This window comes from Hymenobacter sp. BRD67, assembly GCF_013256425.1.
GTDB lineage: Bacteria > Bacteroidota > Bacteroidia > Cytophagales > Hymenobacteraceae > Hymenobacter.
The window spans coordinates 2,147,634-2,169,937 of record NZ_CP053904.1; the positions used below are offsets into that span (position 1 = coordinate 2,147,634).

21 protein-coding genes are annotated in these 22,304 nt (G+C 60.3%); 13 read left to right on the plus strand and 8 right to left on the minus strand.

Features of this window, described 5'->3' with window-relative positions:
* Positions 1-32: 32 nt before the first annotated feature.
* Positions 33-2,297 (minus strand): DNA helicase RecQ, encoded by a 2,265-nt coding sequence (gene recQ / locus GKZ67_RS10045; protein WP_254245193.1) that lies wholly within the window; start codon positions 2,295-2,297, stop codon positions 33-35.
* Between the two features lie 50 nt (positions 2,298-2,347).
* Complete coding sequence (locus tag GKZ67_RS10050; RefSeq protein WP_173242162.1) at positions 2,348-3,529, minus strand: class I SAM-dependent RNA methyltransferase; 1,182 nt, start codon at positions 3,527-3,529, stop codon at positions 2,348-2,350.
* A 63-nt stretch (positions 3,530-3,592) separates the two neighbouring features.
* Between GKZ67_RS10050 and GKZ67_RS10055 the strand changes: the two genes are divergently transcribed.
* The 4 genes from GKZ67_RS10055 (at position 3,593) to GKZ67_RS10070 (ending at position 6,717) form a co-directional block, all read left to right on the plus strand.
* Entirely contained in the window at positions 3,593-3,988 is a 396-nt protein-coding gene (locus GKZ67_RS10055; protein WP_254245194.1) for an AAA family ATPase, read from the plus strand.
* A 176-nt stretch (positions 3,989-4,164) separates the two neighbouring features.
* The gene (locus GKZ67_RS10060; protein WP_173240512.1) at positions 4,165-4,305 is read left to right on the plus strand and encodes a hypothetical protein; all 141 of its coding nucleotides are present in this window, start codon (positions 4,165-4,167) and stop codon (positions 4,303-4,305) included.
* Between the two features lie 32 nt (positions 4,306-4,337).
* Positions 4,338-4,979, plus strand: coding sequence for a DUF4272 domain-containing protein (locus GKZ67_RS10065; RefSeq protein WP_173242163.1), 642 nt, complete (start codon positions 4,338-4,340; stop codon positions 4,977-4,979).
* A gap of 340 nt (positions 4,980-5,319) precedes the next feature.
* Positions 5,320-6,717, plus strand: a complete 1,398-nt coding sequence (locus tag GKZ67_RS10070; RefSeq protein WP_173242164.1) for a sugar MFS transporter — start codon at positions 5,320-5,322, stop codon at positions 6,715-6,717.
* Positions 6,718-6,881: 164 nt separating this feature from the next.
* On the opposite strand, the gene treF is transcribed toward GKZ67_RS10070, so the two are convergent.
* Positions 6,882-8,435, minus strand: a complete 1,554-nt coding sequence (gene treF / locus GKZ67_RS10075; RefSeq protein WP_173242165.1) for an alpha,alpha-trehalase TreF — start codon at positions 8,433-8,435, stop codon at positions 6,882-6,884.
* A gap of 212 nt (positions 8,436-8,647) precedes the next feature.
* Here treF and GKZ67_RS10080 point away from each other — a divergent pair, with 212 nt between their 5' ends.
* The 9 genes from GKZ67_RS10080 to GKZ67_RS10120 all read left to right on the plus strand — a co-directional run bounded on the left by GKZ67_RS10080 (position 8,648) and on the right by GKZ67_RS10120 (position 17,355).
* Positions 8,648-9,154, plus strand: coding sequence for a hypothetical protein (locus tag GKZ67_RS10080; RefSeq protein ID WP_173242166.1), 507 nt, complete (start codon positions 8,648-8,650; stop codon positions 9,152-9,154).
* A gap of 122 nt (positions 9,155-9,276) precedes the next feature.
* Entirely contained in the window at positions 9,277-10,320 is a 1,044-nt protein-coding gene (gene murB, locus GKZ67_RS10085) for a UDP-N-acetylmuramate dehydrogenase (RefSeq protein WP_173242167.1), read from the plus strand.
* 122 nt (positions 10,321-10,442) lie between these two features.
* Positions 10,443-11,477, plus strand: coding sequence for a hypothetical protein (locus GKZ67_RS10090; protein ID WP_173242168.1), 1,035 nt, complete (start codon positions 10,443-10,445; stop codon positions 11,475-11,477).
* 151 nt (positions 11,478-11,628) lie between these two features.
* Positions 11,629-12,201 (plus strand): biliverdin-producing heme oxygenase, encoded by a 573-nt coding sequence (locus GKZ67_RS10095; RefSeq protein WP_173242169.1) that lies wholly within the window; start codon positions 11,629-11,631, stop codon positions 12,199-12,201.
* A complete protein-coding gene (locus GKZ67_RS10100; RefSeq protein ID WP_173242170.1) occupies positions 12,198-14,120 on the plus strand; it encodes a GAF domain-containing protein in 1,923 nt (640 codons plus the stop codon). The genes GKZ67_RS10095 and GKZ67_RS10100 overlap by 4 nt, the downstream gene beginning before the upstream one ends.
* On the plus strand, positions 14,120-14,500 hold the full coding sequence (locus GKZ67_RS10105; protein WP_173242171.1) for a sensor histidine kinase: 381 nt from the start codon (positions 14,120-14,122) through the stop codon (positions 14,498-14,500). Before GKZ67_RS10100 ends, GKZ67_RS10105 begins: the two co-directional genes overlap by 1 nt.
* A gap of 12 nt (positions 14,501-14,512) precedes the next feature.
* On the plus strand, positions 14,513-14,959 hold the full coding sequence (locus GKZ67_RS10110; RefSeq protein WP_173242172.1) for a response regulator: 447 nt from the start codon (positions 14,513-14,515) through the stop codon (positions 14,957-14,959).
* Between the two features lie 104 nt (positions 14,960-15,063).
* A complete protein-coding gene (locus tag GKZ67_RS10115) occupies positions 15,064-16,176 on the plus strand; it encodes a hybrid sensor histidine kinase/response regulator (protein ID WP_254245237.1) in 1,113 nt (370 codons plus the stop codon).
* A 36-nt stretch (positions 16,177-16,212) separates the two neighbouring features.
* Positions 16,213-17,355 (plus strand): putative sensor domain DACNV-containing protein, encoded by a 1,143-nt coding sequence (locus tag GKZ67_RS10120; RefSeq protein WP_173242174.1) that lies wholly within the window; start codon positions 16,213-16,215, stop codon positions 17,353-17,355.
* 104 nt (positions 17,356-17,459) lie between these two features.
* Here the strand turns inward: GKZ67_RS10120 and GKZ67_RS10125 are convergent, their stop codons facing one another.
* The 5 genes from GKZ67_RS10125 to GKZ67_RS10145 all read right to left on the minus strand — a co-directional run bounded on the left by GKZ67_RS10125 (position 17,460) and on the right by GKZ67_RS10145 (position 22,231).
* Positions 17,460-17,879, minus strand: coding sequence for a hypothetical protein (locus tag GKZ67_RS10125; protein WP_173242175.1), 420 nt, complete (start codon positions 17,877-17,879; stop codon positions 17,460-17,462).
* A 243-nt stretch (positions 17,880-18,122) separates the two neighbouring features.
* Complete coding sequence (locus GKZ67_RS10130; protein ID WP_173242176.1) at positions 18,123-20,561, minus strand: endonuclease MutS2; 2,439 nt, start codon at positions 20,559-20,561, stop codon at positions 18,123-18,125.
* A gap of 190 nt (positions 20,562-20,751) precedes the next feature.
* Positions 20,752-21,075 (minus strand): hypothetical protein, encoded by a 324-nt coding sequence (locus GKZ67_RS10135; RefSeq protein ID WP_173242177.1) that lies wholly within the window; start codon positions 21,073-21,075, stop codon positions 20,752-20,754.
* Positions 21,076-21,120: 45 nt separating this feature from the next.
* Positions 21,121-21,324 carry a hypothetical protein gene (locus tag GKZ67_RS10140; RefSeq protein ID WP_173242178.1) on the minus strand — a complete coding sequence of 68 codons (204 nt, stop codon included), beginning with the start codon at positions 21,322-21,324 and terminating at the stop codon, positions 21,121-21,123.
* Positions 21,325-21,472: 148 nt separating this feature from the next.
* Complete coding sequence (locus GKZ67_RS10145; protein ID WP_173242179.1) at positions 21,473-22,231, minus strand: TIGR02757 family protein; 759 nt, start codon at positions 22,229-22,231, stop codon at positions 21,473-21,475.
* Between the last annotated feature and the right edge of the window lie 73 nt (positions 22,232-22,304).

Sequence of the window (22,304 nt, forward strand, 5' to 3'; positions counted from 1 at the left end):
TTAAAGTAGATAAGGGCTCGCCAATATAATGCCTATCGCCCCCGCTGCTGCTTTATCCCCGCCAGCCGCAGCTGAAAGTAATCGTACTTCTCGCGCAGGTGGTCGAACAAGTCGCGCAGGGCGGGCGCGCCGCCGAGCTGGGCGCGGGCGGTGGCAATTTCGGCGAGCTGCGAATCGGAGAGGAAATCCTGCATTCGCAGGTCGAGTCCTTTGATGTAGGCGCGTTCCAGGTGGCTTTTAATAGTGCTCACGGCCAGGCCGCGCTGCTCGGCAATCTGCTCGGGGCTGAGGCCCTGGCGATGGAGCTGGAAGGTTGTTTCCTCGGTGCCGTTCACATCGCGGTCGGCGGCTTTGGCAGCAGCTGAGCGGGGGGCGGGCGCGTAGTCATCCTCGCTGAAGGGCGGCACGTTCAGCGACGTATCAGTGGCATCGGGCACGGGGCGGGGCGGACTATGCTGCAAGATGGCTTCGATAAATACCTCGCCGTAGGTTTCAAACTTCTTCATGCCCACGCCCGATACCGAGAGCATGGCGATGCGGCTGGTAGGCTGCTCGCGGGCCATCTCCTGCAAGGTAGTATCGGTAAATACCACGTAGGGCGGCACGCCCTGCTCGTCGGCAATGCGCTTTCGCAGCTGGCGCAGGCGCTCAAACAAGCGCGCCTCGGGCGAGCCAGCCCCGGTGGCGGCAGCTTCGGCCGCAGCTTTTTTGGTGGCGCGGGTTTGCTTTTCGGCCTTCTCGGCCACCTGGAATTTCTTGAGCGAAACCGGCAGCTGGCCTTTCAGCACCTGCTGGCCGCGCTCGGTAATCTTGAGCGCGTAGCCTTCCTCGTAGGCGATGTAAAACAGGCCATCGTTCAGCATCTGGTGGATGTAGCTGTACCAGTCGAGATAAGGCAAGTCCTGGCCCGCGCCGTAGGTTTTGAGCTGGTCGTAGCCTCCCTGCAGCACTGCCTGATTACGCATTCCGCGCAATATATCAATCAACAGGTTAATGGCAACCCGCTGCTGGGCGCGGGCGCTGGCCGAGAGGGCCTTCTGGGCCAATAGCGTGCCGTCGAAAGTGGTGGGCGGGTTGCGGCAGATATCGCAGTTGCCGCAGTCGCGGCCTAGGTCTTCGGAGAAATAGTGCAGCAGGATGCGGCGGCGGCAGCTGGCCGCTTCGGCAAACTGCTGCATGCGCTCGAGCTTGGCGGTATTGAGCTGGGCCTGGCGGGCGGGCACGTCCTTGGTCACCATCTCGCGCATCGACAGCACGTCGGCGAAGCTGTAAAACAGGATGGCCGTGGCGGGCGAGCCGTCGCGGCCGGCGCGACCGATTTCCTGGTAGTAGCCCTCGATGTTTTTGGGCAGGTTGTAGTGCATTACCCAGCGCACGTTGCTTTTATCGATGCCCATGCCGAAGGCAATGGTAGCCACGATAACCTGTAGGTCGTCCTGCAAAAAAGCCTCCTGCACGCTGCCGCGCTGGTTGGGCGTCATGCCGGCGTGGTAGAAGCCCGCTTTAATGCCTTTTTGCTGAAGCTTCTGGGCAATGGTTTCGCAGCTTTTGCGCGAGAGACAGTAGATGATACCTGCGTCCTGGGGATGGCGGCCAATGAAGTCGAGTATCTGCCCGATGCGGTCCTGGCCGGGCCGCACCACGAGGTTAATATTGGGCCGGTCGAAGCTCGACAAAAACACCCGCGGCTCGTGCATGCTGAGCTGGGTGATAATGTCGCGCTTGGTAAGGCGGTCGGCCGTGGCCGTGAGGGCGATAATGGGCGTGCTTGGAAAATGCCGGCGCAGCGTTCCGAGCTGGGTGTATTCGGGCCGGAAATCGTGGCCCCAGCTCGAGATGCAGTGGGCCTCGTCGATAGCAAAAATACTGATGTTGACCCGCGTGAGAAACTGCATGAAGCCGTCGCTCAGCAGCTTCTCGGGGCTCACGTAGAGCAGCTTGAGGTGGCCGCTCACGGCGGCGCGGGCAATGTCGTTGGCCTCGCTCTGGCCCACGCTGCTGTTGATGAAGGCCGCCACGATGCCGTTGGCTTTCAGGGCTTCGACCTGGTCTTTCATCAGCGCGATAAGCGGCGACACCACCACGCATACGCCTTCCGACACCACGGCCGGAATCTGGAAGCAGACTGACTTGCCGCCGCCAGTGGGCATTAGCACCACGGTATCCTGGCCCGCGAGGATGCTCTGGATAATATCGCCCTGCATGGGGCGAAAATTATCGTAGCCGTAGTAGCGCTTGAGGGCCTGACGGGCGGCGGTGAGCGAGGGAGCGGGGCAATAACGGCGGACATAGAACACTGCGGTCGAAAGAATAAAATAACAATTGGCTAAGCGAAGTTCCAAAATTTTTAGCCAAGCCGGTCGGCACGCCAGCCAGCCACTGGTGGCCGCCGCGACCCCCGGTACAGCTCATACTTCAGCAGCCGGCAGTCAATTGGCCCATTAAACAGCGGGATGCGCCGCGACACCTTCAGCCCGATACTCTTGGCCGCCTCCAGATTTCCCGTAAAAACGAACGCCTCGTAGCCCTGAAAATTCGTTTTCAGCGCGTCGCCGATAGTTTTGTAGAGGGCAGACATCTGTGCCTCCTCCCCTATCCGCTCGCCGTAGGGCGGGTTGGTGATAATCAGCCCGGAAGCCTGCCCCTGGGGCGGCTGGGCGTCGCGCACATCGCGCACCGACAGGCGGATGCACTCGTCGAGGCCCGCCGCTTCGATATTAGCCGCTGCATCGCGGATAACCTTCGGGTCGAGGTCGGAGCCGGCCAGGTAGGCCTGCGGCTCCTCCAGGCGCTGGGCCGCGGCTTCTTCGCGCACCTGCTGCCAGAGGGCCGCGTCGAAATCAGGCCAGTTCTCGAAGCCGAACTTGCCCTGGTGAAACAGCCCCGGCGCGATGCGCTGGGCCAGCAGGCCCGCCTCGGTGAGAATGGTAGCCGAGCCGCACAACGGGTCGAGAAGCGGGCTTTTCCGGTCCCAGCCGCTGAGCAGCACCAGGCCGGCCGCCAGCACCTCGTTGAGCGGGGCCTCGTTGGTGCCCCGGCGGTAGCCACGGCGGTGCAGCGAGTCGCCGGCCGCGTCGAGGCTCAGGATAACGTCGTTTTCGAGCATGCGCAGGTGAATGCGGATGTCGGGATTTTTGGTGTCGATGCTGGGCCGCTCGCCGGTACGCTCCCGAAACTGGTCCACGATGGCGTCTTTGGTGAGCTGGGCCACGTACAGCGAGTGCTCGAAGCTTGACTTGTTGACCACGGCCGTGATGGCAAACGTTTGCCCGGCAGCTATATAGCGGCTCCAGTCTATTCGATACACCTCGTCGTAAAGGGCGCGCTCGTCGCGGGCGTAGAAGTCGGCAAAGGGGCGCAGCAGGCGCATGGCGGTGCGGCTCCAGAGAATGGTGTTGTAGAGCAGCTTTTTGTCGCCCGTGAACTCGACGGCGCGGCTGCCGACGTGGTCGATGGTAGCGCCGAGCTGGCTTAATTCTTCAGCCAAGACTTCTTCGAGGCCAAACTGGGTGGTGGCGGTAAGGTACATGGGGCAAAGGTCGGGCCTGGCGGGCGAAGCCGCTCCTGGTCATCCCAGTCTTACCTTGCGACCATGCCGGACAAGAACCTGTACATCATTGCGGGCTGCAACGGGGCGGGCAAAACCACGGCCTCCTTCACCATCCTGCCCGAAGTGCTGGACTGCCGCGAATTTGTCAATGCCGACGAGATAGCGCGCGGCCTCTCTCCTTTTCAGCCCGAAAAAGCAGCGTTAGAAGCGGGCCGCATCATGCTGCACCGCGTGGAAGAGCTACTAGCCCGTGGCGAAACCTTCGCCCTCGAAACTACCTTAGCCACGAAGATATATCAGCAGAAAATCCGCGCCGCTCAGCAACAAGGCTACACCGTCATTTTGCTGTATTTTTGGCTGAACAGCCCAGAATTGGCGCAGGAACGGGTAAAAACGCGAGTATTGGAAGGTGGGCATTCCATTGAACGAGGTAATTGACCGTCGGTATTGGCTGGGTATTCAGCGACTTTTTGCTATTTACCTGCCGCTCGCAGATGAGGCGTTAATCTACGATAATTCAGGTGGCGAGCCTATTTTACTGGCTCAAAAACTGGACGATGGTTTTCACGTGATAAATGAAACTTTATACAACCAGCTAAGAAATTACTATGAACATGGCAGAACAAATTGAACGTCAAGAAAAAATTGCCGCAGGTTTGAAAATCGCCTACGAGCGAATGCTGAAATTTAAGCGGCAGAAAAATAGTGAAGTCGTAATAATGCACGACGGGAAAATCGTGCGGATAAAACCATAAAATCGCGTACATAGCATTAGCAATTAAGATATATGACAACGGTACAGAAACTACAGGTCAAAGCAGATAATGAGGCGCTGATTAAACAGCAAGGATATCGGATTAACGACTGGCTCCCAATTCCCAACGGGTCAGCACAAAGAAAAATTCAGGAAATAAAAGGACGAATGGGTGTTATGACTGCCCTATTAAATATTGCATTTGGAGCACCTACTCACATCATCAGAAAATGGATAGACGCCAATGGATTGGGAAGCCATTTATCGAACAGTGAGAGCGCGCTACTGAGTAAAAAGAATAGCGAACTAACTGATTCGGAAGTCAATTCGCTCGAATGGTATTTAGAAGCCCTTTGGAGCTTCATGTGGCTGACCGGGGTGATTGAAAGCCTCAACCCAACGGAATACGTGGGTGATAATATGGCATCTCTACTACCCAGCTTAAAAAATGGTGAGAGCAACGAAAAGCTTGAGCGTTTAGAAGCTGCTCGCCCCGTTAGTACCGCTTACAAAATGCTTGACTATTACTACCGATTGCATTGGTTTTGCGTGGACGAAAGACTAAAAGGAGGGGAAGCAAAGCTGAACGAGGGTGTAGTATATCAGAGACGCAAGTCATTAGAATGGGCTTGCGACCCAACTGCTGATTGGGATGAAGTAGAAATGGGCACCTGATTTTTTGATAACGAAGCTGTTTCGGAAGTCCGGTCAACGAGCGGGCTTCCGGCCAAAAAGCCGGCAGCCCGCTCGTTGACCGGACGATTGTGGGCCCCACCTGGCGCGAGTTTAGCGCAGCGTAACTCGTGCCAATTTTTCGGGGGAGGCTGTGCCTCCCATAGAACGAGCTGCTGGAACGACCCTGGCGGCGCGGTCCCGCCTTGCCGCTGGCGCGGCAGTGGAGGTACAACTTCATCGTTATAAAAGGCACGAGGTACGGCTTCGCCTAAACTCGCGCCAGTGTTGACGCTTCTTCGGCCGGCCCTGGTGGCCGGCTTTTTTGTACCTTCCGGCCCGTATGGCTACTCCTGTTACTACTGCGCGCGGCGCTGCTACCGACACCATTACCCGCTCTTACGCCGGGCCGATGGTGCTCATGACCCTGTTGTTTCTGCTGTTTGGGGCCGTGACCAATTTCAACGACGTGCTCATGCCCTACCTCAAGGACGTGTGCCAGCTCACGGATTTGCAGTCATCGGCGGTGCAGTCGGCGTTTTTTGGGGCGTACTTTCTGATGTCGTTGCCCGCGGGCAAGCTGCTCGAAAAGCTGGGCTACCAGCGCGGCATCGTGGTGGGGCTGCTCGTGATGGCGGGCGGGGCGCTGCTGTTTGTACCAGCGGCCAATACGCGGGCATTTCCGCTGTTTCTGACGGCGCTGGCGGTGCTGGGGGCGGGCATTACGCTACTGCAGGTAGCGGCTAACCCCTACGTGAGCGTGCTGGGGCCGGCGCGGCGGGCGGCCTCGCGGGTGAGCATTGTGGGCGTAGCCAATAATTTTGGCGGGGCCATCTCGCCGCTGGTGGGTGGGCTGCTGCTCTTTGGCGGCTCGGTGGCGCTGAAGGCGCAGCTGGCGGCGCTGCCCACGGCGCAGCGCCTCAGCCAGGAAGCGCAGCTGGTAAAGGCGCCCTACCTAGGCCTGGCAGGCTTTCTGGCGGTGCTGGCGGGCATATTCTTTCTGCTGCGCCTGCCCGACATCGATGCCCTGCCCGAAGAAGAGCTACTGGAGCACCAATCGGTAGCCGCCGGCCGCCGCTCGGCGCTCGACTACCGCCACCTGGTGCTAGGCATCGGGGCCATTTTCGTATACGTAGGCGTGGAAGTGGGGCTAGGCTCGTTTCTCATTCGCTACGGCGAGAGCCAGGGCATTCGGGCGCTGTCGCCGTTCACCCAACACCTGGTGCAGGGCCTGAACGTGGTGACCAACTTCGCGGGCGAATTATTCGGGCAAAGCCCCTCGCCTATCGACACTACGGCCGGCTTTACCAAGGCCGTGGGTGCGGTGCTGGTGGCCTCGTACTGGTTTGGCTCGCTGGTGGGGCGTGTGGTGGGTATTCCGCTGCTGCTGCGCTTCCACAACCGGGTGCTGCTGGTGGCGGTGTGCGCAGCCGGCGTAGCGCTGGTGGGCGCCTCCGTCATGAGCCAGGGCGAAACAGCGCTGTGGCTCATCGTGCTCTGCGGGCTGATGAACTCGATTATGTGGCCGGTTATCTTCCCGCTAGCTATCACCGGACTGGGGCCATTCACCAAGCAAGGCTCGTCGTACCTGATAATGGCCATCGTGGGCGGGGCGCTCATTCCGCCGCTCATGGGCTTTATCTCGACGCACGGCGGTGGCCTGCGGGTAGCCTTTGCCATCCCCGCGCTTTGCTACGCCTATTTACTCTACTACGCCCTGAGCGGCTACCGGGTAAGGTAGCTTGATTAGGAATGTGGGAAATGCGGGAAATGTGAAAATGTGAAAAATGTGAAAATGTGGGAATGGGGAGTTAAGAATTTAGTCTCGGAATAATTCTCACATCTTCATATTTCCCACATTTTCACATTTTTCACATTTTCACATTTCCCGCATTTCCCACATTCTTACCTCTCATTCATCAACGTGAGTAATACGCCGTTAGTCCAGCCAAAGCCGTCCTGGAGTGGGTATTCGCCGCCGCCGGCCAGCGCCTGCGGGTTTTCCACGTTGTATTTTTCCAGCAGCTTGCCGGTTTGGGTGAAGACGCGCGCGTTGAGGCGCACCCAGCGGTGGGCCACGGTATCGGCCAGGGCCGTTTGCTGATAGCGCCGCAACCCTATAATAGCCAGGTATTCCAGCGGAGCCCAGGCGTTGGGGGCATCCCACTGCTGGCCGCTGTGCACGGTGGTAGTGAGCAGGCCGCCGGGGCGCAGAAACTCGCTTTGCAGGCGCTGGGCCGCCTGCCGGGCCTGCGGGGCAGTGGCCACGCCAAAGGCCAGCGGGAAAACGCCGGCCAGCGTGCGCGGGGCCGCCGGGCGGCGCGCCGTCAGGTCGTAATCGACGTAAAAGCCGGCCGTCGCATCCCAGCAGTAGCGCCGGATGGCCGCCGCGCGGGCCAGCGCGGCGCGGCGCAGCTTCGGCGCTTCGGCCGAATCGCCGGCCTGGGCATAGCTTTTGGCCAGGGTCTGCTCCAGGGTCAGCAACAGGCAGTTCAAATCGACGGGCACGAGGCTGGTAGTGCGAATACTGGCTAGCCCCTGGCCCGGCTCAAACCAGCGGGTGCTGAAATCCCAGCCCGAAGCAGCGGCGGCGCGCACGTTGCGGTAAAACTCCGGGGCAGACTGCTTGCTGAGTTTAGCGGCCTCCACGTCTTCGCGGTACGACTCTTCGCGGGGCTGGTCGCTGTCGTCCCAGTAGCGGCTCAGGGTTTCGCCGCCGGGCAGGCGCACCACCCGGCCGGCCGCTGCGCCGGGCTTTAGGGTGGTGGCCCCGGCCGTCCAGTAGGCGTACTCTTTGAGCAGTTGGGGCCGGAACTCGGGGTAGGCGTGGCTGCGGGGGCCTTCGGCCTGGGCCAATAGCTGCACCATCAGGGCAAAAAACGGCGGCTGCGAGCGCGTGAGGTAGTACGTGCGGGTCCCATTCGGAATGTGGCCGTAATGGTCGAGCAGGTAGGCAAAGTTGGCGACCATGTCGCGCAACAGCGTGGTGCGGCCGGCTTCCCGCAGGCCCAGCATGGTGAAGTACGAGTCCCAGTAATACATCTCGCGGAAGCGACCGCCCGGCACGACGTAGGGGCGTGGCAGCGGCAGCAGCGACGAGTAGGGCACGGCCGTAGGCTGGGCCGGGCGGCGCAGCACCGACCACAGCGTATCGAGGTGAGCCCGCAGGCCGGCGCTTACGTTGCTGCGATACGCCACAACTGGCTCGGCAGGTGGCAGAAAATAGTGTTTTATGAATATACTCAGGTCGAATCCCGGCTGGTGGCGCTGCTGTGCGTAGGCTGCCAGCACCTCGGCGGGCGGCACCGTGGGCAGCGCATCGACGAACGTCTTGCTATCGGCGTACACGCCGCTTAGCTGCACGGCCTCAAACAAACCAGGGTAAAGCTGGCGCGGCGTGGGCTGGGCCTTGCCGGCAAGCGCCAGCAGCAGGCAGCCGCTCAAAAACACGTTTTTCATAGGCTGGCTCCTACGTACGAAAAGTACCGGGCCGTAGCGACCGACGCCAGAACTAACTTTGTGTAGTGGGCGTACGTTTTGGCCCCTGCAGGGCGTTAGCCTCGCACCACCACTACTTTCCTCCTCACCTTTTGCCAATACTTAGCTGCTAATCAATCTTTCTTATGAAAAATTTAGCGCTCAAAAAAAGCTGGCTTTTAGCTCTTTTAGCCGTGCTGCTCATCGCTGGCGGGAGTTGCCAGAAAATTGCCGACCTGCTCAATTTCACTATCAGCGACTCGACCAACTTCACTATTCCGGCTACCGGTATCCTTATCGGCACGGCGCTCAATCTGCCCGGTATTCCGGTCAGCTCCAATTCGTCGAGTACCTACGCGGGCAATAATACCACCGCCAGCCTGGTGCAGAACGTGACCCTCAACAAGCTCTCACTGACTACCGTAGACCCGGCCAGCCAGAACTTCGACTTCCTGAAGAGCATCAGCCTCTATATTGCCTCCGACGCTTCGGGCAGCGACAAAGTGCTGCTGGCTTCGCTCGACCCCGTGCCCACGGGCCAGACAACTATCAACCTCACGCCCGGCGGCAACAAGCTGGATAAGTACCTGAGCACTGGCAACTACACCCTCTTTACCAGCGCTGTGCTGGCCAAGGCCCTCCCCCAGGATACCAAGGTGCGCGCCGACTCGCAGTTCAACGTGCAGGCCAACGTGAAGTAGCATAACATAATGGTTTTACTATGTATAAAGCCGGCGCCACGCCGGCTTTTTTGTGCGTCCGCAGCGGGGCGTTTGGCCCCGCGGGTGCGCAGAGTCTGCGCGGAGTTCCGACCTTTGCCGCTATGCAGCTTGAAGAAAACGTTTCGCTTCGCCCATATAATACTTTCGGCCTCGACGTGCAGGCCCGCTACTTCGCCCGCTTCTCGTCGGTAGACGAGCTGCGCCAGCTGCTGGCCCGGCCCGAGGTGCAGGCCGGCCCGCTGCTGATTCTGGGCGGCGGCTCCAACCTGCTGCTGACGCAGAATTTTGGCGGCGTAGTACTGAAAAACGAGATTAAGGGCCTCGAAATACTTGGCGAAGAGGCCGATACACATACCGCGCTGCTGCGCGCCGGCGCCGGCGAAAACTGGCACGGGCTGGTAAGCTACGCGCTCGACCAGGAGCTGAGCGGCATCGAAAACCTGTCGCTGATTCCGGGCACGGTAGGCGCGGCCCCGCTCCAGAATATCGGTGCCTACGGCGTGGAGCTGCAAGACACCTTCGAGCGGCTCGAAGCCGTGGCCATCGGCACCGGGCAGCTGCGCGTGTTTGGCAAAGAAGAATGCGGCTTCGGCTACCGCGAAAGCGTGTTTAAAGGGCCGCTGAAAGGCCAGTTTGTGGTTACGGCGGTGGTGCTGCGGCTGCACCGCGCCAGCGCCCGGCGGCCGGCCAACGTCAACTACGGCGCCATCCGCGAAACCCTGGCCGAGCTGGGTATCGAGGCCGAGCCCACCCCGCGCGACGTGAGCGAGGCCGTGGTGCACATTCGCCGCGCCAAGCTGCCCGACCCCGCCGAAATCGGCAACGCGGGCTCCTTCTTCAAAAACCCCGAAGTATCGCAGGCCCGGTTCGACGAGCTGCGGGCGCGCTACCCCACCCTGCCCGGCTACCCGGTGCCGGGCGGCGTAAAAGTGCCCGCCGGCTGGCTGATTGAGCAGGCCGGCTTCAAGGGCCTGCGGCGCGGGCCGGGCGCGGGCACCCACGGCGTGCACGACCGCCAGGCGCTGGTGCTCGTCAACCACGGCGGGGCTACCGGCCAGGAGCTGCGTGAGCTGGCCGAAGAGGTTATCCGGGCCGTGCGCACGCAGTTCGGCATCGAATTACACCCCGAAGTTAATATATTGTGAGCCAATGTGTTAATTATTTTTTGCCGACCTTTATGCAGGCTTAACCCAACGTTGAGGCAAGCCGACTGGTTTTGGTAGTTATTTTGGGGCGGCTACCGCCCCGCTCACTGCCGTTCCTGCCTATGCTCCTTTATACTACTCTGCTGGCCGCCAGCCTGGTGGGCCCCCTCCAGACCGGCCCCGGCCCGAAAACGAAGTCCAAGCCCGCAACGGCCCCAACGGCCGCGCCCGGCCCGGCGGCCCCAACTCCGGGCGTGCAGTCGGTGAAGGCCGCGAAGGCGCTGGGCGCGGGCGCCACCGTGACGGTGCGCGGCGTGGTGAGCAACGGCCCCGAGCTGGGCGCGCTGCGCTTTGTGCAAGACGGGGAAACCGGCCTGGCGCTGTACGCCCTGCCGACCCGCGTGCCGGGCTACGACGAGCTGAAGACCGGTGACAGCCTGCAAGTAACCGGGCAGCTTAAAAACTACAATGGGCTGCTGGAGATGGACCCCATCACGACGGTGCGCAAAATCAGCAGCGGCCGGCCGCTGCACCCGCTCAAGGTGCCGGTGAAGCAGGCCAGCAGCGCGTTTGTGGAAGCCAACGAAGGTCGCCTGCTGGAGATAACGGGCGTGACCAAAATAACTACTGCCGGTGGCGCGCCGGTTGAAACCCTGGCGGCCAACTCCAACTTTTTGCTCGATGGCGACAAGAGCGCGCCGTTGCGCGTCACCAACTCCAGCACCGGCCCCACCGGCGTTATCGACGCAGCCGTGCCCAAGGGCGAAACCTTCGACGTGCGCGGCGTGCTGAGCCAGTACTCGCCCTCCGGTACGGGCGGCTACCAGCTGCTGCCGCGCCTGGCGAGCGACTTCGTGCGGGGCGGCAACCTGCCGCGCATCACGGCCGAACCGGTGCCGATAGGCACTACCAACCAGGGCTTTACGCTCGAATACACTACACTTTACCCCGGCGATACCCGCGTGAAGTACGGCCCATCCGCCACGGAGCTTACCGAGCAGCTCGTGGAGGAAGGCTTCAGCACCCAGCATCGCATTACCGTCGATGGCCTGCAGCCGGGCACTACCTACTACGTGCAGGTAAGCTCGCGCAATGCCTCGGGCACGGCCACGGCGGCGCCCGTACCCATCATCACGGGGGGCCGTAAAAAGCGCTAGCCCAGGTGCCGCCACCCGCCCACCCGGTTGCCCCTGCTCATCGGCCGATGAGCAGGGCTTTTACTTTTTCGACTAGCCAGCACTCCGGCCGGGCTATTCCTACTCTGCCGTTTCTTAACTAATTTGCAGCTTCTGGCCTACCTTTTTTGTATTGGTTATTCCGTTAGCTCCCCCAACAATTCTGGCCCGCCTGCGCGCCGAAACCCGCCCCTACCACGACGCGATTGAGCAGAATGAGTTCAACCGGGCGCTGGCGGCCGGCTCGCCCAGCGTAGCGGCCACTGCCCGGTTTCTGGCCCGCATGTATGGCTTTCTGGTGCCCTACGAAGCCCGGCTGCGGCAGTATGCCGCCGAGCTGGGCCCCGCCTGGGAGATACCCGCGCGGCAGCGGGCCCAGCTTATTCTGGCTGACCTGCGCGTAGCCGCTGCTGAGCTGCCGCTGTGCCCGGCCATGCCGCCGCTGGCCACGCTGCCTCAATTGCTGGGAGTTATGTACGTGGTGGAAGGCTCGACGCTGGGCGGCCAGATGCTGGCCCGGCAGCTGACCAAGTCAAATATAGATTATACCGAATATTTTACCGGTTACGGCGCGCAAACCGGCCCGCGCTGGAAAGCGTTTTGCCAGCTGCTGGAGGCCGCCGCCACGCCGGCCACGGAGGCGGCCATCGTGCAGTCAGCCAGTGCTACCTTTCAATCTCTAGCCAGCTGGCTAGCCCGCCCGTGAGCCTACCCGACGAAAGCCTGCTCGACAGTGCGATTACGCTGACCAACTGCGACCGCGAGCCTATTCATATTCCGGGGGCCATTCAGCCCTACGGCTTTATGCTGTGCCTCGATGAGGTGACGCACCGCGTGGCCTACGCCAGCGAAAACACGCAAGTCCTGTTGGGTATTGCGCCCGAAGAGCTGCTGGGCGCGGGCCTGACCAGGCTGCTGGCCCCCGAGCCGCTCGCCGGGCTCACCCAGCGCTTCGGCACGCTGACCGAAACTAGGCAGCTGGTTGGCATTCGTCTTGAGGAGGTGGCCGGCCAGCCGTTTTTTAAGCTCATTCTGCACCGCTACGACCACCTGCTGTGGCTGGAATTTGAGCCCGTGGTGGAAACGTCTTCTGTTCCGCTCGACCTGGCATTTTTGAATACTGCCATGAGCCAGATGCTGGCGGCAGGCTCGGTAGCGGAGTTTTGCCAGCATACCGTGACGCAGGTGCGCGCCCTTACGGGCTTCGACCGGGTTGCCATCTACCGCTTTGAGCCCGATGAGAGCGGCCAGATAATTGCCGAAGACCGGCACCCCGACCTCGCCCCGTGGCTGGGGCTACACTACCCGGCTTCCGACATTCCGCAGCAGGCGCGGGCCATGTACCTCAAAAACTGGCTGCGCTTTATTCCGGATGCCGCGTATGTGCCCGCGCGGCTGGTACCGCTGCGCCCGCCCCGCACCAGCCGCCCGCCCGACATGACCTACGCCGTGCTGCGGAGCGTGTCGCCGATTCACCTCCAGTACCTTCACAACCTGGGCTCGGCGGCCACCATGACGATTTCGCTCATCCAGAACGGGCACCTCTGGGGCATGATAACCTGCCACCACCGCACCCCCTGGCTGGTGAGCTACGAGCTGCGCGACCTGTGTGAGTTTATTGCCAAAACGTTTTCGGCTTTGCTCAGTGCCAAGCAGCAGCAAGACGACTACGCCTACCAGCTACGCATTCGGGAGCGGCAGGTACGCTTGTTTGAGCACGTGTCGAACACGTCCAATTTCGTGGAAGGCCTTTATCGGCAAGCCACTACGCTGCTGGATGTGTTTGACTGCGGCGGGGCTGCCGTGTGCTTCGATGGCGAAATAGTTACCGTTGGCACTACCCCTACCCGGCCGCAGATTCAGGGATTACTGGCCTGGCTGCAAGCCAACGTGACGGACGATGTGTTTCAGACCAGCTCGTACCCGGCGCTTAACCCGGACGGGCGGGCGTTTCGGGCAACGGCCAGCGGCTTCATTGCGGCCTCGCTGGCCGAGGCGCCCGGCAACTACCTGCTCTGGTTTCGGCCCGAAGTAGTGCAGACGGTAAACTGGGCCGGCCAGCACGAAAAGCCCCAGACCCTGGCCGATGGCCAGATTTTTTTGTCGCCGCGCCAGTCGTTCGAAGCCTGGAAGCAGTTGGTCGAAAACACGGCTGCTCCCTGGCAGCCCATCGAAATTCAGGCGGCCCAGGAAATCCGGCTGCATATCTCCGACGTGCGCCTGAAGGTTTTCAACGAGCTGCACGACCGCGCCCTGGCCCTGAGCCAGCTCAATACCGAGCTCGAACGCAGCAACGACGAGCTCGATTCGTTTGCCTATGTGGCTTCCCACGACCTGAAGGAGCCCCTGCGCGGCATTCATAACTACTCGCTGTTCTTGCTCGAAGACTATGCCGATAAGCTCGACGCCGAGGGCACAGATAAGCTGCAGACGCTCGTGCGGCTTAGCCAGCGCATGGAAGGCCTGATTGAGGGCTTGCTGCAGCTTTCGCGGGCGGGCCGCCAGGAGCTGGTTATGACGGAGGTGAACATGAACGAGCTGGTGGCCGAGGTACTCGACCTGCTGCAGATTCGCTTCGAGCAGACCCATACCCACGTAACGGTAGAGGGTCCCTTACCCCGGTAATGGGCGATTGGGTGCGCTTACAGGAGCTGCTCAACAACTTACTCACCAATGCGATGAAGTATAGCGAACAGCCTATAAAGCCCATCATCATCGGGGTGGCGGCGGCTACTGCTATCGGGCCTGAGCGGCAGGTTGATTCAGCCAGCTTTCATGTCTTCTACGTACAAGACTTTGGCATTGGAATTGACCCCCGGCACCACGACAAAATATTTAAGCTATTCAAACGCCTGCATGCGCAGGACAAGTATGGCGGGGGCACCGGGGCGGGCCTGGCCATCGCCAAAAAGATGGTTGAGAAGCATGGGGGCAGCCTTTGGCTTGAATCCGCGCCCGGCCAGGGGTCTACCTTCTACTTCTCGCTTCCCAAGCTCATGTCTTAACTGCAACCAGCCGTGAAAACTACCCTCCTAAAGCCCGTTCTTGTAGTAGAAGACAGCGCCGAAGATTTTACGGCCCTCGGCCGCGCATTTCGTAAAAGCTCGCTGCGAAACCCGGTGCTACGCTGCGAAGACGGCGACCAGGCGCTGCAGTACCTGCTGGGCTATGGCAGCGCTACGGGCTGGCCCGCCACCCTGCCGGCCATTGTGCTGCTCGACCTGAACCTGCCGGGCACCGATGGCCGGGCCGTGCTGGCGGCGCTGAAGCGCGATTCGCGCCTGCAGTCGATTCCGGTTATCATCCTTAGCACGTCGTCCAGCACGCGTGATATTGAGGATTGCTACCTGCTCGGGGCCAACAGCTACCTGACCAAGCCCATTGAGTATACGGCGCTGGAAGAGAAAATTCGGTTGATGATTAACTACTGGCTGGGTACTTCCGAATTGCCCCGCTTAAATTAGGCATGCGGTTCGGTGAAGAAGATTCTCTTAATTGATGACAACGAGCACGACCGCCTGCTGTACAGGCGGTATCTGGGCAAGCAGCTGGGCACGAGCGGGTAGAAATCGGCGAAGCAGCTTCCGGGGAGGAAGCGGTGGCAGTGTTTAAGCAGCTGAATCCGGACTGCGTGCTGCTGGACTATAACCTGCCCGACACCGACGGCCTCGACTTATTGCGGGAGCTGCAAAAGCTAGCGGCTGCTAATACACTGTGCGTGGTGATGATAACGGGCGGCGGCAACGAGCAGCTGGCCGTAAGCGCCCTCATGGCCGGGGCGCTCGACTACCTGGTGAAGCAGCAGTTTGACGCCGAGCTGCTGGGTAAAACCGTGCGCCACGCCATCGAAAAAAATGAGTGGCGGCAGTACCAGAGTCGCTACCACCACGAGCTACAGGGAGTCAATCAGCAGCTGCGCGAGTCGCTAGATGCGCTGGAAGAAACGCGCCGCGAAATCAGCGCAAAAAATGCGCTGCTTACGGCTGCCAATCAGCAGCTGGCCCGCACCAACGCCGACCTCGACAACTTTGTGTACGCGGCCTCCCACGACCTCAAGCAACCAGTTAACAACCTGTACGGCTTGTTTGAGGAGCTGCGGCGCTCAGCCGATTTTCACGACCCGGCCGCCGCCAAGATGTGGCAGCTGGTCGACGATTCGCTCAGCGTGCTGGCTACTACTATTACCGACCTGGCTACCGTGGTGCAGGTAGAGCGCCAGCCGGCCGAGCTGCCCAAGGAGCCCGTGGCACTGGCCGACGTAGCGGCCGAAGTGCAGCAAACGCTGCACATTCAACTCCTGAACACTCACGCTGTTATCCAAACCGATTTTGCTGAGCTACCGCTAGTGGAGTACGTGCACAGCAACCTGCGCACGATACTGCTCAACCTGGTTGGCAATGCGTTAAAGTACCGCCACCCCGCGCGCGTGCCACTGGTGCAGATACGCACCCGCTCGCTGGCTGGCTGCCCGGTGCTGGAAGTGCAGGACAATGGCCTGGGCATCGACCTTGACAAGCATGGCGCGGAGCTGTTTCAGCTTTTCCGGCGCTTTCACCCCGAGGCAGCAGCGGGCACCGGCGTAGGGCTGTTTCTGGTAAACCGCCTGGTTGTCATCCACGGTGGCCACATCGAAGTAGCCAGCGAGCCCGGTTGCGGCACTACATTCAGCGTGTTTTTATAGTCAAGCTGCCGGGTTGCGGCAGCCACGCGCATCCTCATGCTTTCTGAACCTACTTATTTAGCGGCCCGCATAGTTGCTCCGGCCCTGGCAGTGCATTTTGCCCAGCACTGGGCCGAGGTTGCCCGCCTGGGTTCCGGCATTCAGCCGGCTCCGCCAACGGCAACCCTGCTCGAAGCCCTTATCGACGTGGCATTTTGGGCCAGCCTCCGGCGCGAGGAAGGGCGCCCGCCGCGCATTTCGCTGGCGCTGCTCGACCCTACTGCCGCCAGCCAGCCGCTACTGTTCAGCCACCGGCTGCGCCTTACCCCTCAGGTACTTAGCAAGCTGGCGCCGGCAGTAGAGCACCCCGGCATTCACCTGGGAGTCGGCTACGACGAGGAGGGGCTGTATATCTGGGGCACGGCCAGCCAGGTGCCGCCGGTGTGCTTTGTGCTGGAGGTAGTTGAGCCTGGGCTGCTGGTGGTAAAGCATCGCCGGGCCGACGGCTTCGGCAAGTTTAGCAATGTGGCCGTGTTGCGCGGCGACCAGATACGGATAGTTGACGAAGAAACCCAGGGGCTTGCCGATTATCCGACGCTGCAGGCCTCGCTGCCGGCCATACCATGCCGGGCCAGCGAGCCCGGCAGCGTTACAGTAGACGTGCTACTGGAGCTGGCCCGCGCCATGCGGGCGCACGGACGGGGCGGCCTGCTGCTTCTCGTGCCGCCTGGCTCCGCTGCCTGGCGCACCTCCATCGTGGCCCCGCTGGGCTACCCGCTAGCACCAGCCTATAATTCTATCGCGGCTCTGCTGGCCAGCCCCGACCGCACCCACCGCGACTGGCAGCAAAACCTGCTAGATGCCATTGAGATAGTGGGCGGCTTTACGGCCGTGGACGGGGCCACCGTACTCACCCGACACTACGAGCTGCTGGCTTTCGGCGCTAAAGTAACGCGCCGCGCCGAAAGCACGCCCGTTGAGCAGTTGGTAGTAACCGAGCCCGTAATAGGTCGTAGCGCAGCGCTTGTGCACCCGGCCAAAAACGGGGGCACCCGTCACCTGGCCGCCGCCCAGTTTGTGCACGACCAACACGAAGCCGTAGCGCTGGTAGCCTCGCAGGATGGCAATTTTACCGTTTTTTCGTGGTCAGAAAACATGCAGCTGGTCCATGCGCACCGCATCGACGTGCTCCTACTCTGATTCCTGCATTTTTACTCAAGCGCGAATGGCTCATTCGCCCTGCGTCGCCACCCGTCAGCTTTTTATAAGCGGCTAACAACCAGCTTACTTACTACGCAGCTACGCTAGCTCGACTGCATCAGCAGCCAGCTGATGGCCGTTTCCTCCCTGTCGAACGAGCGGTAGCGCAGGGGCAGCTCCGGCGTACTGGTCGTAATATAGGATGTAGCCAGTCGGGTCAGCAGGTTGCTGGCCACTACCACTGCGCCAAAGCGATAGTGACTCTCCTTCACGGCATAGGGTAGCCACACTGTGCTTATCCACTGCTGCTCCTGAGGCGTGAAAGGCCGCATAGACAACTGATTTACTAATATCCGCTCCCAGCCGTAACGCTGCAAAGCGGCGGCGGCGGTTGTAAACATTGCGCAGGTTTCGCCAAACGTCCGGGCATGCGTGCTCCAGTTAAGACGCAAAAAGCCAGCCGGGTCGGCAATAACCTGCCCGGCCATATTATGAAGCAGCAGCGCTGAAGTAGGAGTTGACACGCAAGACAGTAATATGCCAGAACAAAATAATCAATCTGTTAGCAAAGAATACAAGTAAAAGCTGTTGCTTTATAAAGAATCTTTTTAGCAGGCCGGCAAATGAGGACGACCTGCCGGAAACCTACCTCAGCTTTACTTCTTGATTAGCTGTACCGATAGCAAGTTAAAAAATATATTTTTTACTATATAATTACCTTGCAATGAACTCAAACCCCAGCTCTGCCTCCTTTCCAGCAGGAGCTACTACTTGAGCACGGCCAGCGTTACGCCGTCGCCGCCACGGTCGGCGTGCTCATCGCCCACGCTGGCCACGGCGCGGGTCTGGCGCAGGTAGTCGCGGGCCACCTGGCGCAGGACGCCGTTGCCACGCCCGTGCAGAATTTTTATTTCCGGAATGCCAAACATCACCGCATCATCCACAAACGACATGAGCTTGGTGAGCGCGTCTTCGGCCCGCTCGCCGCGCAGGTCGAGCGTGGGGCTGAAGCCGGCCATGCGGCCGGTGAGGTCGAGGCTTTGGCCGCTGTAGTTGGCGGCCGCCGTCTTGCGGGCGGCTGCTTCGCGCTCCCGCACTTCAGTACGGCTCAGCTTTTCGAGCTGCGCTACTTTCACCAGCGTTTTCAGGCCACCGAAGAGCACTTCGGCGGTTTTTCCCTTCACGCTTACGACCTCGCCGTGGCCGTCCTGCCCCAGAATGGCCACGCGGTCGCCGGCTTGCAGCCCGCTAGCCTCGGCCAGCTCGCGGGTGGGCCGGGCTTTGGGCGGCTCTATTTGCAGCTCCTTGCGCACGAAGGTGTCGAGCTTCTCGCGGGCCTGCTTGGTGGTTTCCTTGTCGGCCTGCGAGCGACGGATTTCGCCAATAGTAGCCTCAATCTGCTGATTGGTATCCTTGAGCAGCTTCTTGGCCTGCTGCTTGGCGTCGCGCAGGGTTTCGTTACGGGTTTCTTCGAGGTGCTGCTTGAGCTCCTGGTATTCCTGGGCGGCGCGCTTGAGGCGGCCTTGCTGCTTTTCGGTATCGCGCAGCTTGGTTTCGAGCTCGGTTTTATCTTTTTCGAGGCCTTCGAGCAGGCGGTCGTAGCGGATTTTGTCTTTCCCCACCAGCTGCGAGGCGCGCTCGACGAGCTGCCTGGGCAGGCCAATCTTACGGGCAATCTCGATGGCAAACGATGAGCCCGGCTTGCCGATTTCGAGGCGATAGAGCGGTTGCAGGCGCTCGGGGTCGTAGCGCATGGCCCCGTTTACTAGGCCTGGCGTGCGCTCGGCGAAGTTCTTGAGGTTAGTGTAGTGCGTCGTGATTACCCCAAAAGCGCGGGCCTGGTTGAGCTGCTCCAGCACGGCTTCGGCAATGGCGCCGCCCAGGCTGGGCTCGGTGCCGGTACCAAACTCGTCAATCAGCACCAGACTTTTTTTGTTAGCCACAGTCACGAACTGCTTCATGGCCAGCAGGTGCGACGAGTAAGTCGAAAGGTCATTTTCGAGGCTTTGCTCATCGCCGATATCCAGCAGAATATCCTCAAACATGCCGGCTTCGGAATAGTCATCGCACGGAATAAGCAACCCGCACTGCAGCATGTACTGCACCAGCCCCACCGTTTTGAGCGACACCGACTTGCCGCCCGCATTGGGGCCCGAGATAACGAGAATCCGCTTTTCGGGCGTCAGCTCAATGTCGAGCGGCACCACTTCGCGCTGCTCGGCGTCTTTGCCGGCCGCTTTGTTTTGCTCTTTAAAGGTGAGGGCCAGCACCGGGTGGCGCACGCCGCGCCAGCGCAGCAGCGGCCGGCTGCTCAGCTCGGGCAGCTGGGCGTCCAGCTCGCGGGCCAGCCGGGCTTTGGCCCGAATAAAATCGAGCAGCCCGAGGTAGCCATAGGCCTTGCGCAGGTCGGGCAGGTGGGGCCGCAGCTGGTCGGTGAGGCTGGTGAGAATGCGAATCAGCTCGCGCTGATAGGCATTTTCCAGGTCCTTGATATCGTTGTTCAGCTCAAATACTTCGGAAGGCTCAATAAACACGGTCTGCCCCGAGGCCGACTCGTCGTGAATCAGGCCGCGCACCCGGCGCTTGTGCTCGGCTATCACAGGCAGCACCAGCCGCCCACCCCGAATGGTAGGCTCCGCATCGCCCGGAATCCAGCCTTCGCTTTTGGCGTGGCGCAGCACGCTGGCAATCTGCTTGCGCAGCTGGCCTTGGCGCTGAATCAGCTCCTGGCGCACCTGACGCAGCAGCGGCGAGGCATCGTCGCGCACCTGGCCCTCGTCGTCTACTACTTTATCCATGGCGGCCAGCAGGTTGCGGTCGGCCTGAATGCCGATGCCCAGCAGGCGCAGGTTGGGGTACAGGTTTTCGGGGGCGTGGGTGAAGAAAGTGAGCGCGGCCCGAATGGTGCGCAAGCTCATCTTCACCTCAAAAAACGCCGCTACGTCGAGGTAAGCGCCCGGCAGCGAGGCCCTCTTGAGGTGCACCGTCACGTCGTGGTAGTGCGCCCCCGGAAACTCTGAGCCGCCCGCCAGCAGCTGCCGAAACTCGTCGGTCTGGGCCAGCAGCTTGCTCAGCTGCTCGTGATTGGTAATAAACTGCATCTTGGCCACGTACTGCCGGCCCAGGGCCGAGAGGCAGAGCTGCTCCAGCAGCTCGCGCAGGGTGGCGAAGCCGATTTTGGCTTCAAAGTTCTGGGGTACTAACAAATCGACTACGGGCGGGGAATCTGACTAACTGGCCGCAAAGGTAAAACAGTAATGAGGGCGGGAAGATTCGCTAGAATTTTCCTTGTTACGTTACTTTTGACATTGTTTAAAAAACAAAAATGAGCAAATAAATATATTAATATATAATAAATTTACATTAAAACAGCTATCCCAGCGTTCTGGCCCAGCTCTACCCGTTGCAACTCCTCAGCGCTAACAGTAGCAGTAGAACGGCGATTCCTACTAAACCTACTTTGACGATAACTATTTCTAAAGAATTACTACGCTGGATAATGGGGGTTGGGTGTGATTCATTATAAGTAGTAACAGCCTGTGCAACAGCACGCACCAGCTTAAAATATTCTTCAATGCTTCCCTGCGTCGTGTTGACAGCCAGCACTATTTTTCGCCCTGAATAAAGCCATAACCGCAATTCGCGTCCGCCATTCAACATGGCATCTTTATACGAAACCACTTCGGCCCACTCTACTGAGAAGCTTTTGTTGGCAGCCACATATTGCACTCTTATACCGCCCTCAGTTAGGAATACCTGTGCCGCTCAACAAGTTAAACGCTCAAGACCGTATACGCAACCGAACAACACAGGCGCTCCCAGCAACATAGCTCCCCACTCACCACCAGCCTGATGCAACAGCAGGTCCCAGCCAGCCATAATGCCAGCTAACACAGCTAGCATCATCGGAACTACCAGCCAGCCGAACAGCCAACGATTCCAGAGGGTGATATCAAATTGCTCGTTCATATAAACTACTTCATTGCCTGTTGCCTTTCATTCATTACAGCGAGTCCAGGCGCAACACTGGCATACCCAGGCGGATAATTCAAGTCCTTTCCTGTTTTTGAGCACGAAGTGCTATGGAGTCACTGCCGGGCTGTGTAGCGCACTACTCCTACCCTACTCCCTCCCCAAACAGCGCAAAATCGTACTTCACCGGGTCGTTGGGGTCGAGCAGGCGCAGGTTAGCGGTCAGCTCCTCGGCGGCTTGCCAGTCTACTTTATCGCGCTTCAGCAAGCCCAGCATTCGCGCCTGGCGCTCGACGTGCACGTCGATGGGGCAGATTAGCTCGCTGGGCGAGATGCGCCTCCAGCGGCCGAAATCGACGCCCTTCTCGTCGTGGCGCACCAGCCAGCGCAGGTACATATTGAGGCGCTTGCAGGCCGAGTTGCGGGCGGGCGTGGCCACGTGCTTGCGGGTGCGGGCCGGCGCATCGGGCAGGCTAAAAAACAGGTCGTGGAAGTTTATCAGCCGCTCGCGCATGGTAGTGCCGTGCAAAAAGGCATCTTCCAGCGAAGTATGGCTTTCGTAAAACCAGCGCAGCCAGTGCACGAAGTAGAGCAGGTCGGTATCGCAGAAGGTACGGTGGCAGAAGCCGAGCAGCTTTTTCAGGTCTTCGTCGTGGTGCTGGGTAATGAACTGATAGGGCGCATTGTCCATGCGCTGTAACAGCTCGGCCGTTTTTTTGAGAATAGTCGGGCGTTGGCCCCAGGCCAGCAGCGCGGCGAAGAGGCCGCTGATTTCCACGTCCTGCAAGCGCGTGAAGCGATGCGGAATGCTAATAGGGTCTTTCAGCAGAAAGGCGGGCTGGTTGTAGCGGTCGGCCCGCTCGTCGAGCAAGGCGCGCAGCTCTTCCAGGTTTAGCGTAGGCATTTTTCGTGCGGAAGAATGAAATAAAACGTCCTGCGAAACTTGCAAAAGCTCCGCAGGACGTTCTACATAAAAG